The 17174-nt window shown below is 71.0% G+C and carries 15 protein-coding genes; 9 read left to right on the forward strand and 6 right to left on the reverse strand.

From position 1 onward, the window contains the following. Nucleotides 1–17: 17 nt before the first annotated feature. Both glgP and AB0H84_RS12785 read left to right on the forward strand, forming a co-directional pair. Nucleotides 18–2600, forward strand: a complete 2583-nt coding sequence (gene glgP, locus AB0H84_RS12780) for an alpha-glucan family phosphorylase (protein WP_357602457.1) — start codon at nt 18–20, stop codon at nt 2598–2600. Nucleotides 2601–2653: 53 nt separating this feature from the next. Continuing rightward, nucleotides 2654–3550, forward strand: coding sequence for a MurR/RpiR family transcriptional regulator (locus AB0H84_RS12785; protein ID WP_344991857.1), 897 nt, complete (start codon nt 2654–2656; stop codon nt 3548–3550). Here the strand turns inward: AB0H84_RS12785 and AB0H84_RS12790 are convergent. The 4 genes from AB0H84_RS12790 to AB0H84_RS12805 form a co-directional block, all read right to left on the reverse strand. After that, nucleotides 3513–5432, reverse strand: coding sequence for an N-acetylmuramoyl-L-alanine amidase (locus AB0H84_RS12790; RefSeq protein WP_357602460.1), 1920 nt, complete (start codon nt 5430–5432; stop codon nt 3513–3515). The genes AB0H84_RS12785 and AB0H84_RS12790 overlap by 38 nt on opposite strands. 157 nt (nt 5433–5589) lie before the next feature. Further along, a complete protein-coding gene (cpt, locus tag AB0H84_RS12795; RefSeq protein ID WP_357602463.1) occupies nt 5590–6129 on the reverse strand; it encodes a chloramphenicol phosphotransferase CPT in 540 nt (179 codons plus the stop codon). 61 nt (nt 6130–6190) lie between these two features. Then, nucleotides 6191–7162 carry a zinc-binding dehydrogenase gene (locus tag AB0H84_RS12800; RefSeq protein ID WP_357602466.1) on the reverse strand — a complete coding sequence of 324 codons (972 nt, stop codon included), beginning with the start codon at nt 7160–7162 and terminating at the stop codon, nt 6191–6193. Nucleotides 7163–7226: 64 nt separating this feature from the next. Next, on the reverse strand, nt 7227–8075 hold the full coding sequence (locus AB0H84_RS12805) for a helix-turn-helix transcriptional regulator (protein WP_357602469.1): 849 nt from the start codon (nt 8073–8075) through the stop codon (nt 7227–7229). A 103-nt stretch (nt 8076–8178) separates the two neighbouring features. Here AB0H84_RS12805 and AB0H84_RS12810 point away from each other — a divergent pair, with 103 nt between their 5' ends. Beyond that, entirely contained in the window at nt 8179–9048 is an 870-nt protein-coding gene (locus AB0H84_RS12810) for an oxidoreductase (protein WP_357602472.1), read from the forward strand. A gap of 12 nt (nt 9049–9060) precedes the next feature. On the opposite strand, the gene AB0H84_RS12815 is transcribed toward AB0H84_RS12810, so the two are convergent. Both AB0H84_RS12815 and AB0H84_RS12820 read right to left on the reverse strand, forming a co-directional pair. Next, nucleotides 9061–11079, reverse strand: coding sequence for a CehA/McbA family metallohydrolase (locus tag AB0H84_RS12815; protein ID WP_357602475.1), 2019 nt, complete (start codon nt 11077–11079; stop codon nt 9061–9063). A gap of 132 nt (nt 11080–11211) precedes the next feature. Beyond that, nucleotides 11212–11493 carry a Fe-S cluster assembly protein HesB gene (locus AB0H84_RS12820; protein WP_357602478.1) on the reverse strand — a complete coding sequence of 94 codons (282 nt, stop codon included), beginning with the start codon at nt 11491–11493 and terminating at the stop codon, nt 11212–11214. A 96-nt stretch (nt 11494–11589) separates the two neighbouring features. Between AB0H84_RS12820 and AB0H84_RS12825 the strand changes: the two genes are divergently transcribed. The 6 genes from AB0H84_RS12825 (at nt 11590) to AB0H84_RS12850 (ending at nt 17107) form a co-directional block, all read left to right on the forward strand. Then, entirely contained in the window at nt 11590–12243 is a 654-nt protein-coding gene (locus AB0H84_RS12825) for an endonuclease (RefSeq protein WP_357602480.1), read from the forward strand. Nucleotides 12244–12273: 30 nt separating this feature from the next. Beyond that, a complete protein-coding gene (locus tag AB0H84_RS12830; RefSeq protein ID WP_357602483.1) occupies nt 12274–13047 on the forward strand; it encodes an enoyl-CoA hydratase-related protein in 774 nt (257 codons plus the stop codon). Nucleotides 13048–13113: 66 nt separating this feature from the next. Beyond that, nucleotides 13114–13470: a hypothetical protein gene (locus AB0H84_RS12835; protein ID WP_357602485.1), complete on the forward strand. Its 357-nt coding sequence runs from the start codon at nt 13114–13116 to the stop codon at nt 13468–13470. Next, nucleotides 13461–14666, forward strand: a complete 1206-nt coding sequence (locus tag AB0H84_RS12840; RefSeq protein ID WP_357602488.1) for a DUF6395 domain-containing protein — start codon at nt 13461–13463, stop codon at nt 14664–14666. Before AB0H84_RS12835 ends, AB0H84_RS12840 begins: the two co-directional genes overlap by 10 nt. 35 nt (nt 14667–14701) lie before the next feature. Beyond that, complete coding sequence (locus tag AB0H84_RS12845) at nt 14702–15544, forward strand: M55 family metallopeptidase (RefSeq protein ID WP_357602491.1); 843 nt, start codon at nt 14702–14704, stop codon at nt 15542–15544. Between the two features lie 12 nt (nt 15545–15556). Continuing rightward, nucleotides 15557–17107, forward strand: a complete 1551-nt coding sequence (locus tag AB0H84_RS12850; RefSeq protein WP_357602494.1) for an FAD-dependent oxidoreductase — start codon at nt 15557–15559, stop codon at nt 17105–17107. The last annotated feature ends 67 nt before the right edge of the window (nt 17108–17174 follow it).

The following is a 17174-nucleotide window of genomic DNA, read 5'->3' on the forward strand; positions in this document are numbered from 1 at the left end:
CCGTAGGGTGCAGAAACGTGAGAGCTATCCGCCGGTTTACCGTCCGCACCGTCCTGCCCGCGGAGCTGGCCGCCCTCGGCGAGCTCGTGCACAATCTCCGTTGGTCCTGGCATCCGGAGACCACGGACCTCTTCTCGGAGGTCGATGCCGAGCTCTGGGAGCAGGTCGGGCACGATCCCGTCGCCCTGCTCGGCGCCGTCAGCCCCGCCAGACTGAACGAGCTCGCCTCAGACCGCCGCTTCCTGCGACGCCTCGCCGACGCAGCCGATGACCTGCGCGAATACATGACATCGCCGCGCTGGTACCAGACGCTGCCCGACGCGGCGCGCGCCATCGCCTACTTCTCGCCGGAGTACGGCATCGCCGCCGCGCTGCCGCAGTACTCGGGCGGCCTGGGCATCCTCGCGGGAGACCACCTCAAAGCGGCCAGCGACCTGGGCGTGCCGATCCTCGCGGTCGGCCTCCTCTACCGCCACGGCTACTTCACGCAGTCGCTGTCGCCCGAGGGCTGGCAGCTGGAGCACTATCCGTCGCTCGACGCGGGCGGCCTGCCGCTCAGCCTGCTGAAGGAGCCCGAGGGCGAGCCCGTCAAGGTCCGCATCGCCCTGCCCGACGAGCGCGAGCTGCACGCCCAGGTGTGGGTGGCCCAGGTGGGCCGGGTGCCGCTGCTGCTGCTCGACTCCGACGTGGCCGAGAACGACACCGCCGCTCGCGACGTCACCGACCGCCTCTACGGCGGCGGCACCGACCACCGGCTCATGCAGGAGCTGCTGCTGGGGGTGGGTGGCGTACGCGCGATCCGGGCATACTGCAGGATCACCGGGCACGCCGAGCCCGAGGTGTTCCACACGAACGAGGGCCACGCCGGTTTCCTCGGCCTCGAGCGCATACGCGAGCTGACCGAGGCGCGGCTCTCGTTCGACGAGGCGCTGGAGGCTGTCCGGGCGGGCACGGTGTTCACCACGCACACGCCCGTCCCCGCGGGGATCGACCGGTTCCCCGTGGACATGATCGAGCGCCACTTCGGCGGCTCGAACGCCTGGCCGACCGTGCCTGTCGAGCGGATCCTGGCGCTGGGCGCCGAGGCCGACCCCGGCCGGTTCAACATGGCGGTCATGGGCATGCGGCTGGCGCAGCGCGTCAACGGCGTCTCCGAGCTGCACGGCAAGGTCAGCCGGGAGATGTTCAAGGATCTCTGGCCGGGCTTCGACCGCGACGAGGTGCCGATCGGCTCGATCACCAACGGCGTGCACGCGCCCACCTGGGTCGGCCGGGAGCTCATGGAGCTGGCCGTGCGGGAGGTGCCCTCGCTGCTGGAGCGGGCCCGCGGCTGGGAGGGCATCCAGAAGATCTCCGACGCCGACATCTGGCAGATCAGGAGCACGCTGCGCAAGCGGCTGGTCGAGGGCGCCCGGGTGCGCCTGCGCCGGTCGTGGCGCGAGCGGGGCGCGTCCGACGCCGAGCTCGGCTGGATCGACGACGCCCTCGACCCCGAGGTGCTGACCATCGGCTTCGCCCGGCGGGTGCCGTCGTACAAGCGGCTCACGCTGATGCTGCGCGACCCCAAACGGCTGACCGAGCTGCTGCTCGACCCGGACAAGCCCGTGCAGATCGTGATCGCCGGCAAGGCGCACCCCGCGGACGAGGGCGGGAAGAAGCTGATCCAGCAGATCGTCAAGTTCGCCGATCACCCGACCGTGCGCCACCGCATCGTCTTCCTGCCCGACTACGACATGGCGCTCGGCCAGCTCATGACCCAGGGCTGCGACGTATGGCTGAACAACCCGCTGCGCCCGCTGGAGGCGTCCGGCACCTCGGGGATGAAGTCCGCGCTGAACGGCGGGCTCAACCTGTCGATCCGCGACGGCTGGTGGGACGAGTGGTACGACGGCACCAACGGCTGGGCGATCCCGACCGCCGACGGCGTGACTGACCCGGACCGGCGGGACGAGCTGGAGGCCGCCGCCCTGTACGACCTGATCGAGCACGAGGTGTCCGACCGGTTCTACGACCGGGCCTTCGACGGGCAGCCGCGGCGCTGGATGGAGATGGTCAAGCACACCCTCACCTCGCTGGGGCCGAAGGTGCTGGCCGGCCGGATGCTGCGGGACTACGTGGTCGATCTCTACAGCCCGGCCGCCGCCTCCGCCCGCGCGCTGTCGGCCGAGTCGTACGCGCCGGCGAAGGCGTTCGCGGCCTGGAAGGTCCGGGTCGCCCAGGCCTGGCCGGGGGTGCGCGTCGAGCATGTCGAAGCCTCGGGCGTAGGGGACACGCCGGAGGTGGGCGCCTCCGTCGAGCTGCGTGCCACGGTCGCGCTCGGCGAGCTCGAGCCCGGCGACGTGCTGGTCGAGGTGGCCTACGGCAAGGTCGGGCCGCACGACGAGCTGGTGCGTCCGGCGTACGCGAAGCTCGCCGTCGTGTCGACGGACGACGACGGGCGGGCTCACTACACGGGCGCGGTCCCGCTCGACCGTACGGGAGCTTTCGGATACACCGTGCGGGTGGTGCCGTACCACCCCCTGATGGATACTCCCGCAGAATTGGGACTTATCGCCGTGCCAGAGGAGCCCGTGGGCATGACGAACGGCACATTGCGTTAAACGTGGGGCCAGGGCGACGGCAAATTGCGGTAAACGGACGGCATAATCAGGACGTGGACGACAGCGGCAACGGCCTGCGGGCCGACACTCTGGTGGCCACGGTCCGCGGTGTGCTGCCGTCCCTGACGCCGGCCGCTCAGACCGTCGCCCGGCTCATCCTCGAGGACCCCGCGACGGTGGCCAGGAGCACCATCACGGAGCTCTCCGCCGCCTCCGGCACGAGCGAGGCCACGATCGTGCGCACCGCCAGGCTGCTCGGGTTCGCGGGCTATCCGCAGCTCAGGCTGGCCCTGGCGGCGGCCGCCGCGCAGCCCGACCGGCTCGTGCCCGGTGACCTCGCGCCCGACGATCCGCTGTCGGAGGTCATCCAGAAGGTGGCGCGGGCCGAGTCCGAGGCGATCAACGACACCGTCGCCCAGCTGACCTCCGAGCGGCTGGGGCTGGTCGTGGACGCCATCGTGGGGGCGCGGCGGATCGACGCGTACGGCGTGGGCGCCTCCGGGCTGGTGGCCGAGGACGTCGCCCAGAAGCTGCTGCGCATCGGGCTGTCCAGCCACGCCTTCCAGGACGCGCACCTGGCGCTGACCAGCGCGGTGCTGCTCAGGGAGGGCGACGTGGCGATCGGCATCAGCACCTCGGGGGAGACGCCCGACGTGATCGAGCCGCTGACCCGGGCCAAGGAGGCCGGGGCCACCACGGTCGCGATCACGAACAACCCGCGCTCGTCCATCGCGGAGCTGGCCGAACACGTGCTGATCTCCGCCGGGCGCGAGACGGAGTTCCGTCCCGGCGCCCTGGCCAGCAGGATCAGCCAGCTCCTCGTCGTCGACTGCGTCTTCGTCGGCGTCGCCCAGCGCACGTACGACTCCTCTCAGGAGGCGCTCGCGAGCACCAGGCGCGCCGTCAAGGAGTTCACCCGGAGAACGTCACCTGCACGTCGTCAGCCTTGACGAACATCACGCGGTGGCCGAACTGGATCTGCAGGTACTTCGTCTTGCCCCGGACCACCTTGTGGTCCTGGTCCATGGTGAAGGTGACCGCCCGGTAGTACTCGGCGGGCGCCGCTCCGGCCAGCGTGTACTTCTCGCCTGCCGAGAACGTGTACTGCAGCGGGGTCACCGCCTGGTACGGGATGTCGGCCGGGTACGCCTCCTGCTCGGGGTAGGCCCTGCCGTACACCGGGACCGTGGCCTTGCCCGGCTTCGGCGTGACCACCAGGCCCGCTGACGGGACGGCGGTCGGCGCGCTCGCGGGGTTGTAGAACCAGGCCTTCTGGCCGAGGTACCAGATGGCCGTCCAGTCGCCCTGGCGCTCGGCCACGGCGAAGCGCTGGCCGGTGGTGGCCCGGGCGCTGTGGTCGTACACGCTGTAGAGGGAGTCGCCGGTCGGGTGCTTGCCGATGTCCTTGACCAGCGGCGCGTCCTGCCTCGGCTCGGTGCGGAGCCAGACGGTGCTCGCGGGGAGCGGCGGGCAGTCGGCGTTCGGGTTCTTGCGGTCGCACCCGTAGAAGTACGGCTTATTCGTCGCGAAGTCCGGCTTTATCATGATCGAGCCCGACCTGGGGCCGCCGAACTGGTGCAGCGGGGCGCCGATCAGCTGGAAGTAGTGCGCCCAGTCCCAGAACGGGCCCGGGTCCTCGTGCATCTGCTTCACGGTCGTGGGCAGGGTGCCGGGGACGTTGTCGTGGCCCAGGATGTGGGCGCGGTCGAGCGGGATGCCGTACCTGAGGGCCAGGTAGCGGACCAGCCGCGCGCTCGACCGGTACATCGCCTCGGTGTACCAGGTGCTGCCCTCGGCCAGGAAGCCCTCGTGCTCGATGCCGATGGACTTGGCGTTGACGTACCAGTTGCCGGCCTGCCAGGCGACGTCCTTGCCCTTGACGTGCTGGGCGATGTGGCCGTCGGTGGAGCGGATCGAGTACTGCCAGCTGGCGCCGTACGTGGGGTCCTGGTTCATGCGGATGGAGGGGGCGAAGTATCCCTCCATGTCATGAATGATGATGTATTCGATCTTCTGGCTGAACGGCCGGTTCGCCAGGTCGTAGTGGCCGTAGTCCTTGGGGGGCGGCAACTGCTGGTAGGCGGAGGGGATCCACTCGCAGGAGACGGAGGCCGGGCACTCGACGCCATCTTTCCGCTCGTGGCGCAGGCCGAGCTTCTCGAGCCACTTCTCGATCTTCTCGAGATCCGGTACGGCGGGCAGCGTCACCTGCTCCCCGTCGTCGGTGGTCCGCGCGGCGCCTTCCTTGATCGTCGTGTACACCTCGTCGGCGAAGAACTTGGCCGCGCCGGCCTCCTCCGCCCCGGAGTACTTGGCGACGGCGCCGTACCACTCGCCCGGGTCCTCGCTCAGCGGCGCGCCGAGCGCCTTCTGGTAGTCGGCGAGCAGCGCCGCGCCACCCCGGATGTTGGCGGCATCGTCGGTACGCAGCCGCTCGTGACTCTCCCCGGTCAGCTCCGCGGCCCGCTCCATGGTGCGGAGGGAGGCGGGGATGTCGGCCGGGGCGGAGGAGGGCTCCGGACTGGGCAGGGGCCGGCTCTCGTCCCCTCGCGCGTCCTCGGCGCCGTCACCGTGGTGGTTGGACGTGGCGAAGGCGGCGGCGTCGGTCAGATGCATGGGGCCGAACCCGGCGCTGTTGGAGGGCTGCCCGGCATGGGCGTCCCACCGCGACTCGAGGTACGACACACCGAGAAGGACGCTCTCCGGCACCTTGAACTCTTGGGCGGCGGCCGCGAAGGCCTCCTGGCGGCCGGCCGGCTCTTCGGCGTTGGCCGCTGGGGCGGCGGTTAAGGGCAGGAGGGCGACCACGGAGATCGCCAATAGGCGGCGCATGAACCACTCCTTGGACTGGGGGGCCACGTAAGTGGGATCAGCGTCTCAACATTTTCCTTCTCGCGCGAGATCTTTGCGAAGGTATTCTTCACCCCTTAACACAGTGGCAGCCGGACCAGGACAAACACCACATCCCGTCGCCCGCCGGGCGCGCTTGTCACACCCGACCGGCGATGATCTTCGCGCACACCAGGGACTCGGTCTGCGTGGTATCCACCACCACGTCATAGACCACCCCTTTGTGGACCACCTCCGCCTGCCCCACGGCCATTCCCGGGACCCGGTCCCCCCGAGCCCTCTCGCGCTCGGCGGCGATCGCGCTGTCACACTTGACGCCGACCCACAGGACGTCCAGTCCGCCGAAAACCCGTTGCCACCGCTGTTGGGACGCTCCTCCACCGAGGAAGACATCATCGATGATGACCGGGGCCCCGGCACGGACCATCGCGGCGATCCCCTCCATCCACGCGCTCTGCAGCGCCATGAACTCCGGCCCGACATCGACTCCGCCGTCGGAGGCGAACTCGATGCCTCCGTCCGATGCCTGCATGGACGCAGGCATCGCCTCGATGAGCGAGTCGACCCCGAAGGCGAGCCATGGTCGCGGCAGGACAGCCTGCAGGTGCCGGACGATCGAGGACTTGCCTGCGCTGGAGCCGCCATTGAGCACGATCACCTGAGTCGTCACGGCGTACACGGTAGAGGTTCGGCGTCCGGGAGGTGAAAGCATTATCGGCTGATCGGCCCCCGGCACGCGGTCAAGGGATGAGGACGACCTTGCCGGTGGTCGCCCTGGTCTCGAGCGCCGCGTGGGCGGCTGCCGCCTGCGCGAGCGGGAACGTCTGCACGGCGGGCGCCAGCGTGCCCTCGGTGGCCGCCGCCAGCGCGCGGACCTCGTACTGCGGCCTCGTGTTCGGCCCGCTGAGCAGCAGCATCAGGGCGTTGGTCACGGTGAGGTCCCGCTCCTTGACCGTCTGGGGGTCGGGCAGGAAGTCCTGCTGCGAGGCGTTGCCGATGGTCACGTACCGGCCGCCGTCGGCCAGCAGCTCGAACGCGGCCCGCGCCTTGTCGCCGCCGACCCCGTCGAGCAGCGCCGTGACCGTACGGCCGCCCAGCTCCTTGGCGACGCTCTCCTGCCAGGAGGGCTGGTCGTAGTCGACCGCGAGGTCCGCGCCGAGCTCCCGTACGGCAGCCACCTTGGCGGGACCGCCGGCCGCGCCGACCACCTTGGCGCCGACCCTGCGCGCGTACTGGATGAGCAGGCGCCCGATCCCGCCGGCCGCCGAGGTCACCAGCACGACGTCGGAGGGGGTCAGCTCGGCCACGTCCAGGAACTGCAGCGCCGTCACCCCGGTGACGATCATGGCCACGGCCGTCTCGTAGCCGATGGTGATCGGGTGAACGGACGCTACGTCGGCCACCGCCAGCTCCGCGTAGCCGCCGGGCCGGCCGTACGAGGTCACCACGTCCCGGCCGATCCAGGACGGATCGACCCCCGGACCGACCTCGTCCACGCGTCCTGCCACCTCGCCGCCGAAGATCGTCGGGAGCTCGGGCTGCGGCGGCAGCGACGCACCGGCCCGCCCCGACCGCAGGATCGTCTCGACCAGGTGCACCCCGGCCGCCTTCACGGCGATGCGCACCTGGCCGGGGCCGGGCACGGGATCGGGGACGGTCTCGTAGCGGAGGTTCTCGGCGGGGCCGAAGGCGTGCAGGACGACGGCATGCATGGTGCTCTCCCGAAGACAGAGGTCAACTCGTGCTTCGAGCCTGCAACCTCAACCTTGCTTGATGTCAAACCGCTGAATCTCCGGCGGCGAGGCTGCCCAGCAGCCCCAGCAGCTCGGCGCTCCGGCTGCCGGGCTCGGCGTGGAAGACGACCAGGGTGAGACCGTCGGTGCCGCTGACGGCGAGCTTGTTCGACTGCAGCTCGAGGTCGCCGACCAGCGGATGCCGCAGGCGGCTGAGGCGGGCCGTCTGGAGGTGCACGTCGTGGCGGGCCCACAGCAGCCGGAACCGCTCGCTCCTGAGCGACAGCTCCCCGACGAGCTCCACCAGCCGCGGATCGTCGACGTCCGCCCCCACGCGGGCGCGCAGGCTGGCCACTCCGTCCTCCGTCAGTTCGGCCCAGTCCCGTCTCAGCTCCCGCTCCGAGGGGTCGAGGAACACGGCCCTGAGCATGTTCACCCCTGGGGCGTAGTTCGGCGACAGCGCCGCCGCCAGGGCATTCGCCGCGAGTACGGTGGTGAGCTTGTTCTGCACGTACGCCGGGTTCGTCGTCCAGCCGTCGATGAGCTGCTGAATGCTCGGCGGCACCTGCTCCGGTTTGGGAGGCTTCCGTTTCCGCGTCGCCCGAGCCGGGGAGGAGCGCTCCCGCGCCAGCGCGATCATGTGGGCGGTCGCGTCGGCGTCCAGGCGCAGTACGGCGGCCAGGGCTTCGAGGACCTGGACCGAGGGGTTGCGGTCACGGCCCTGCTCCAGGCGGAGGTAGTAGTCCGAGCTGATGCCGGCGAGCGTCGCGACCTCCTCCCGGCGAAGGCCGGGCACCCGCCGCAGGCCCACGCCCCTGATCCCGACGTCCTCTGGCCGCACCAGCTCCCGCCGGGCGCGCAGGAACTCACCGAGCGCGTTCGTGCCGTTCACCCCATCCACGGTAGCCGCCGTCCTCCCGCAGGTGACTGGCCCTGACACCCCCAGGAACAGCGGGGTACTGCCACCCCGGGGCGGCACGCCGGACACTGTCCGCATGACATCGAACAACGTCCCCGGCGGGGCTCTCCCGCTCGCCGAAGGGCTCACCCTCAACCGCATGGGGTACGGCGCCATGCAACTGGCCGGCCCCGGCGTCTTCGGACCGCCCGCGGACCGCGACCAGGCCGTCGCCGTGCTGCGCGAAGCCGTCGAGCTGGGCGTCAACCACATCGACACCGCCGACTTCTACGGGCCCACCGTGGTCAACGAGATCATCAGGGAGGCCCTGCACCCGTACCCGGAGGGCCTGCACATCGTCACCAAGGTCGGCGCGCGCCGCGGGCCGGACGGCAGCTGGATCCACTCGCTGGCCCCCGACGACCTCAAGGCCCAGGTACGCGAGAACCTCCAGCACCTGGGCGCGGACGTCCTCGACGTCGTGAACCTGCGCCTGGGCTCCCACCTGGGGACCACCGATGACTCCATCGCGGAGCAGTTCGGCACCCTGGCCGAGCTGCGGAAGGAGGGCCTGATCCGCCACCTCGGCCTCAGCGGCGCCTCGGCGGCCCAGCTCGCCGAGGCGCAGGCCATCGCCCCGGTCGTCACCGTGCAGAACCTCTACAACCTGGCCAACCGGGAGGACGACGCGCTCGTCGACCGGTGCGCGGCCGAGAACATCGCCTTCGCCCCGTTCTTCCCGCTCGGCGGGTTCACCCCGCTCCAGTCGGAGACGCTCTCCGCCGTGGCCGACCGCCTGGGCGCCTCGCCGCAGCAGGTCGCCCTGGCCTGGCTGCTGCGGCGCTCGGCCACCATCGTGCTCATCCCGGGGACCTCCTCCGTGGCCCACCTGCGCGAGAACGTCGCGGCCGCCGGCCTCGTCCTGCCCGCGGACGCGGTCGCGGAGCTCGACACCATCGGCGCGTAGCCGGGGAGGGCATCAAAGGACGGAGCCCTGGGGGAGCCGCTTGCGGTAGACGGCCCGGGCGCGCTCGTAGAGGTCCAGGTGGTCGTCGAGCTGTGCGGCGCCGGCGAACGTGCCTTGCTCCCGCAGCAGCACCTCCAGCCGGTCCAGCCAGGCCAGGCACCAGCGCACGTCCGCCTCCCTGGCCACGTGGCCGCCCGCGACGTCCACGTACACCGGGCTGGTGTGCGCGTACGCGCCCGACCCGTGCGTGGCACGTGGATGCGGGCCGCCCGAGGCCACCGCGACCACGTACGTCGGCTCGTCCACCGTCGTCGTCGCGACCAGCCGTCCGGGTGGGCCCTGCGCGAGCACGCCCTCGGCGGTGCGGATCTCCAGCGACTCGACCTCCGGTCCGACGGAGGAGAGCACGATCTCCACGCGCTGCCCCGGCGCCAGCTCCAGCGTGTCGCCTGGGCCGTGGCCGTTCACGGTGAGCTCCAGCCACGGCCCGGTGGTGGCGAAGGTGCGGCCGAGCAGGATCGCCTCGGTGTAGGACTCGGCGGTGAGCGGGCCCGCGACGTTCGCGTACACCCGCGCCCACCCCGGCGGGCTGGAGGCGGTGCCGCGGCGGCAGAAGGAGAGCACGGCGTCGGTGCCCGCGGTGACCGCGAGCCGGTTGCCCGCGCCGATCAGGCGGCGGTAGACGCCGGCGGTGCCGGCGAGCGAGGAGTGGTTGAGCACGTCGAGGGTGTCGATCAGGCCGAGCGCGGCGTCGGCCACGATCTCCCTGGCCGCGCAGCGTCCGCTCTCGAGCACCACGTCGGGCGGGTCATCGTCGGTGAACGCCGTGTGGAACGGGTGCCCGTACCCCGTCACCGCGCCGAGCGCCCGCAGCTCCTCCAGCGCCACCGCGTTGGGCGGCCAGTCGATCGTGCCCTCGAAGCCCGTGTGGTAGCGCCGCGGCGGCCTCCGCACCCCGAACGCGGTCACGTGCCCGATCAGGTCGTTGCGGTACTCCACGCCCATCCTGGCCACGTGCCGGTCGTCGGACCACGGCAGGTCCTCGCCCGCCCAGTGCGCCAGCGCCTCGACGTCGTAGACGCGCTCGCTCGAGACGTTGCCCGCCACCAGGTTGAGCACGTGCAGGTCCTCGCCGTGCTGCGCCGCCGCGGCCAGCGCGGGCGCGGCGGGCTCCTCGCCCATCCAGTTGAGGTGCACGTGCATGTCGCCGCCGTACCAGCCGCGGGCGGCGGCGTCGTACAGCCGCTCGGGCGCCAGCTCCACCAGCGTCTCCGCGCCCGCCTCCGGCGTGACGACCAGCTCGGACGTGGTGTACTCCATGCCCCTGGCCACCGTCACCGTGATCGGCTCGGCGGGCACCGCGACCACGAGGTCGTCGCCGTGGAAGTACGGCCGGCGGTGGGAGTCCACCTTGGGCGGCGCGCCGTCCGGGTACCAGCCCTGCCCGTTCGCGCCCGTCACGCTCCACCGGCACGGGAACCCCGCCCGCACCCTGATCGCGGCCGCCTCGGCCCGCCTGCGCAGCGGCGACAGATCGACAGGCTCACCGCCGACGCTGACGTCCCGCTCCAGCGCCACCACCCTGGCCCCATGGGGCGCCACCTCGTACGGCGTGCCGTCCACGACCACCGTGACGGGCTCGTCCGTGCTGGAGTCCAGCAGCAGCGACGTACGGAAGGGCCGGTCGTCCAGCACCACCCGCGTCTCGGCGGCCAGCGCGAACCCCTCGGGCGTCAGGCGCAGCGCCGCCAGGTTGTCGAGCACGTCGCCCGCGAGCGCGTCGCGCACCGCCCGCTCCACGTCCACCTCGTCGAGGTGCTGCTCGACCTGCTCCGGAGGATGGCGCTCGCCGAGCTGCCGCAGCGCCGCCTTCCAGTAGTCGTAGCGGCCGTCGAGGAAGACGGTGGCCCAGGCCTGGACGACGTACGTGATGGGCGGCTCGCCCCAGCAGGGGCCGTGCGCGTCACGCAGCGCACGGTATTCGGCCAGCGCGCGGGCCACAGGTGCGGGAAGCAGTGGATCGTCGCACATCGGGCACTCCCTGAATCGGACGCCTCGTCATCGTGACACGAATCGCCCTCGGGAGCGCAACTCATTGCGGAAGGACCGGAGGCCGGGCGGGCGACGTGCGCCCGCCCGGAACCGAGTCCGGCTCTGGGGTGACTACCTCCTGTTCAGGCGGAAGTTGGGCTGCCCCGGCACGCCCGGCTGAGCGTCGAGCGACTTGTCGTCGAGGATCTGCACCACGTCCTCCGCGACGAAGACGCGTACGTCCTCCTTCTCGACCACCTGGTCGCCCTGGTGCGGCGTGCTCGCCAGAGACAGCTCGAGCGTCCCCGCCTCATCGGGCTTCGGGGAGATGCGCAGGCCCGCGTCGGCGGGCACGTCCTCTCCGACCATCAGATCACGGATCGCCACGACGGCGTTCTCGGTCAATGTCAGCACAGCGAACTCCTTCGCCATCGACGAACCCTTCGCCTCCCCCACGACCCTCGTCCCAAACCCGGCATGTCACCGCAGGTCACGGGTAGCGGAGCAAGCATGGGTAAGACCGACAAGGCCGTCCTCGACGTCCTGCTCGACCGCTACGGCCGGACGTTCGCCAAAGAGGCCGGCATCAAGCTCGCCGACCAGCCCAAGCCGCTGTACCAGCTGCTCGTCCTGGCCGTCCTGCTCAGTGCCCGCATCTCGGCCGAGATCGCGGTCGCGGCCGCCAAAGAGCTGTTCAAGGCGGGGTACAGCACCCCCAGGGCCATGCGGGAGGCGAGCTGGCAGCAGCGCGTGGACGCGCTGGGCCGCGGCCACTACCGCCGCTACGACGAGCGCACCTCGACCATGCTGGGCAAGGCCGCCGAGCTGCTCCTGGAGCGCTGGAAGGGCGACCTGCGCCGCCTGCGCGACGAGGCCGGCGGCGATGCCCGCAGGATCACGGAGCTGCTGATGGAGTTCCCCGGCATCGGCCCGACGGGCGCCGACATCTTCCTGCGCGAGGTCCAGGCCGTGTGGCCCCAGGTGGCGCCGCACCTGGACAAGCGGGTGCTGGAGGGGGCGGAGAAGCTCGGGCTGCCGCGCCAGGAGCGGCCGCTGGCCCGGCTCGCCCACTCGAACGACGAGTTGGCGCGGCTGTCGGCGGCGCTCGTACGGGTGTCGCGGAGCAAGAAGTCGGTGGACGAGGTGATGGCCGCCGCCCACTGACGTCGTGGGCCTGATGTTAGGTTCGGGTCCATGGGTGAGTTTGTGAGCGTCGAGGTGGCCGACCAGATCGCCACGATCCGTCTTGACCGTCCGAAGATGAACGCCCTCAACAGCCAGGTCCAGCGGGAGATCGCCGAGGCGGCCCGCGAGGTGGACGCCGACCCGCAGGCGCAGGCGGTCATCGTGTACGGCGGGGAGAAGGTCTTCGCCGCGGGCGCCGACATCAAAGAGATGGCCGACATGTCCTACGCCGACATGGCCACCCACTCCCGCACGCTCCAGGCCTGTTTCACGGCGGTCGCCCAGATCGGCAAGCCGGTCATCGCCGCCATCACCGGATACGCCCTGGGCGGCGGTTGCGAGCTCGCCCTCTGCGCCGACTTCCGGGTCGCGGGGGAGTCGGCCAAGCTGGGCCAGCCGGAGATCCTGCTCGGCATCATCCCCGGCGCCGGCGGGACCCAGCGCCTGCCGCGCCTGATCGGCCCGGCGCGGGCCAAGGACCTGATCTTCACGGGCCGCCACGTGCCCGCCCCGGAGGCGCTCGCGATGGGCCTGGTGGACCGGGTGGTGCCCGACGAGCAGGTCTACACGGCCGCCCTGGAGTGGGCCGCCACGTTCGTCGGCGGCCCCACGGTCGCGCTCCGCGCCGCCAAGCAGGCCGTCGACCGGGGCCTGGAGGTCGATCTCGACACCGGTCTCGAGGTCGAGCGCCTGCAGTTCGCCGGCCTCTTCGCCACGGACGACGCCAAGATCGGCATGCGGGCGTTCGCGGAGAAGGCCAAGCCCAAATTCACAGGTCGTTAGCGAGAATTCGACCCATTCAGTTAGCTCGTCCTTTCGGGCGCGGGTTTGCCAGTATGGTGACGTTTCATGATGCGCGTCCTGGTCCCCGTGCGGCTCCGGAAGGCCGTGCGTACGTGGTTCGACTCACGCTACATCTCCATTTCCGATCACCGTCAGGACATCAGGGACGCGCTGTGGGAGGTCCAGACGCTCCGGCGGGAGATGGCCACGCTCCAGAGCGAGGTCGAGCGCCTCAGGAACGCCCGCCCGCCGTTGATCGGCAAGAGCGACAAGGCGAAGATCGACGACGCTCACCGGCTCGCCCAGGAGACGGCGAAGGCGCTGGACGGCGTCCTCCAGAACGAGGTCCTGGTCTGGCAGGCCATCGACGACCTCCGCGCCGGCCGTACCGCTGAGAAATCCGGCGAGCAGCCGTGCGCGTGACCTGGGCCGGCACGGGTCTCACCTTCCGCCTCGACGCGGAGGACGAGATCACGGGCAAGGCCTCGGACGAGCATCCCGTCAAGCTCGCCACCAACTCCTGCTCCGTCGGCGGCGTCCCCGACGACGCCCACCCCGACCTCTTCGCCGTCGCCGCCTGGACGGTCGTGGCGCCGTGGACCAGGAAGCGGATCTCCTTCGACCGCGCCGTCTCCGCCCGGGTGGCCGAGGCGCTGCACGCCGGCTGGGGCGTCGAGGCGGTCCCGGTGGGGGCGGAGCCGCGGCAGGCCGGCGGCAGGCTGGCGATCTCGTACAGCGGCGGCGCGGACTCCGTGGCGGCGGCCACGATCCACCCCGAGGCGCCCTTCGTCCATTTCCGGCGGGTGCCCCATCCGCGCGTCCCCAACCGCTGGTCCCACTACCGGTCGGACGTCCTGGCCAAGCTCGCCGCGAAGACGGGGCGCGAGCTGAGCACGGTCACCTCCGATCTCGAGTTCACCCTGGCCGAACCCCGCCCCGGCTACCCCGAGCACCACGCGGTCGCGGCGGGCGCGCTGCTGCTGGCCGATCAGCTGGACCTCGGCGGCCTGGGCTTCGGCTACGAGCTCGGCTCCCGCTGGCTCGGCGGCGGCCGCTACCTGTGGCGCTACACGCCCGACAATCCCATGTGGTCGCCGCACGGCAGGTGGGGCAGGCTGTTCGCCGCCGCGGGCGTGCACATCGTGCTGCCCGTCGGCGGGGTGAGCGAGGCGACCACGATGCGCCTGGCCCTGGGCTCCGACCTCAAGGACTACGTGCGCTGGTGCCTGCGCGGCGCCGACGGCCCCTGCCGTACCTGCGGGAAGTGCCTCTACAAGGAGCTCATCCAGGCCGCCGTCGAGCGCCGCCCGCTCGACACGCCCATCACCGCCGACCGCCCGGTCGCCAGGAAGTGGCTCAGGAAGCCGCCGTACGGGGGGATGGAGATGATCCAGTACGGGCTGGCGCGCGTGCCCGGCATCGAGAACACGCTCTTCGCGGGGGCGCTCGACTACTTCGACGTCACGGAGGAGTCCACGAGCTGGCTGGACCGCTGCTACCCACGGGCACTCGAGGAGATCCCCGCGCAGTGGCGCGGGGAGGCGGCGGCGTTCATGGACGAGCACGTGGGGCTGATGACGCGGGACCAGGTCCGCCAGGTGGAGACATGGGGCCGCTGAGCCATCCCCAGCCCCGGAAAGAGGAGTAAGGACGCGTGAAGGTTTATCTGTCGGTGGACATGGAGGGCGTGACGGGGTTGACCGACCCCGAGGAGATGCACGCCGGCAAGCGCGGTTACGAGCGCGGCTGCGAGCTGATGACCGCCGACGCCAACGCCGCCATCGAGGGGGCGTTCGACGCCGGGGCGGCCGGTGTGCTGGTCAACGATGCCCACGGGTCCACGAAGAACCTGAGGATCGACCTGCTCGACCCCCGGGCGAGCCTCATCCGCGGCCCGGGGAAGGCGCAGCGGATGGCTCAGGGGCTCGACGGGTCGTTCCAGGCCGCGTGCTTCGTGGGCTACCACGCCCGCGCGGGCGTCCCGGACGGCGTCCTGAACCACACCTGGATGGGCAAGGAGATCCAGAACGTCTACCTCAACGGCGACCTGTGCGGCGAGACGCGGCTCGTCGCGGCGTGCGCCGGGTTCCACGGGGTGCCGGTCGTGCTGGTGACCGGGGACCAGGCCGTCGGCGAGGAGGCGCGCGAGCTGCTGGGCGACGTCGAGACGGTGGCGGTCAAGAAGGGGATCGACAAGTTCTCGGCCGAGTTGCTGCCGCCCAGCGTCGCCCAGGCCAGGATCCGTGAGGCCACGGCGCGGGCGCTCGGCAGGTTGACCGACTTCACGCCGTACGTGGTGCCGGCGCCGTACACGCTTGGGGTGGAGTGGAACTCCACCGCCATCGCCGCCGCCGTGGCGCTCGTCCCGGGCGTGAAGACGGTGGGGTCGCGGCACACGGAGTTCACGACCGACGACTTCACCCAGATCATGGCGCTGTTCGGCATCTTCGCCACCATCGGCGGCCAGGTCGCCTGCGGCAGCGGCCCTTACGGGTAGGGAGCGGCTGACGTGGAAGGGGCGGCGCTGACCCGGCGGGGACTGCTCGTCGGGATCGGGGCGGTGGGTGGCGCGGGAGCCATGTACGCCGCCATGGGCGCGCTCGGCCTGGCGCCGTCCGAGCAGGACAAGCAGTTCGTCGCCCCCCAACCCGGCGATTTCCGCCTGCGCGGCAAAGGGGCGGCCAAGGTCGTGATCCTCGGGGCCGGGGTGGCGGCGCTGACGGCCGCGTACGAGCTGGGCAAGGCCGGCTACGACTGCACGCTGCTCGAGGCCAGGGAGAGGGCGGGCGGGCGGAACCTGACCTTACGCGGCGGCGACCGGCTGGCCGAGATCGACGGCCCCGCCCAGGACGTGACGTTCGGGGAGGGCGTCTACTTCAACGCGGGCCCCGCCCGGATCGCCCCCTGGATGGTGACGCTGGACTACTGCCGCGAGCTGGGCATCCCCATCGAGACCTTCGTCAACAACAACGCCGCCGCGTACGTGCACACCAACGGCCGGACGATGCGGGCCCGAACCGCCCGAGCCGATATGTACGGCTATATCGCAGAATTACTGGCAAAAGCGACAAATGTCGGCAAGCTCGACAAGGTCCTCACCAAGGACGACCGGGAAAGGCTGCTGGAGTTTCTCAGAAGGTTCGGCGACCTGGGCCCCAAGCTCGAGTACGAAGGCTCCACGCGACGCGGTTTCACGAAATTTCCGGCAATAGAGGCTGGCGCCCCGCTGGCCGCCCCCGGCTCGCTCCACCAGGTCCTCGCGGCCGGCACCGGCCGGGCCATCACGAACGACTTCGGCTACGAGCAGGCCACCCCCATGTTCCAGCCGGTCGGCGGCATGGACGCCATCGTCACCAGGCTGACGGAGGCGGTGGGCCGGGACCGGATCAGGACCGGCGCCAAGGTCATCAAGATCACCAATCTCCAGGACGGCGTGGAGGTCCGCTATGAGGGCGGCAGCGTCAAGGCCGACTACTGCATCGCCGCCCTCCCGCCCCACCTCCTCGCCAAGATCCCGCACAACCTCGGCGCACAGGTCACCACCGCGCTCAGGACCCCGATCCCGGTGGCCGCCGGCAAGATCGGCCTGGAGTACGGCAGGCGCTGGTGGGAGCTGGAGGAGCGCATCTACGGCGGCGTGACCGAGACCGACCTGGACATCACCCACATCTGGTACCCGTCCTACGGCTACCACTCCGAACGCGGCCTCCTCGTCGGCTACTACAACACCGAGCAGAACGCCGAGCTGTACGGAGCCCTCACCCCGGAGGACAGAAGGCGCAGAGCGCTCACCCAGGGCAAGAAGATCCACGGCGACAAATACCGCCAGAACCTCCTCGCGAGCGTCTCCGTCGCCTGGCACCGCCAGCAGCACATCGAGGGAGGCTGGGTGCGCTGGCCGGACTTTGATTCGTCCTTCACTTTTCTGCAACGCCCCGCCGGAAGGGTTTACTTCGCGGGCGACTGGCTCACCCATCTGATCGCCTGGCAGGCGGGGGCCATGGAGTCGGCCCGCGGCGTCGTCACCCAGCTGCACCAGCGAGTGCTGCAGTCCGCGTGACGCCGCACGCTGCTCCCGTGACCCGGGTTAGGGTCCTGGGAGAAAGCGATCTGTGGAGATGGGATCA

Origin of the sequence: Nonomuraea sp. NPDC050786, from assembly GCF_040654115.1 — a bacterium.
Taxonomy (GTDB): domain Bacteria; phylum Actinomycetota; class Actinomycetes; order Streptosporangiales; family Streptosporangiaceae; genus Nonomuraea.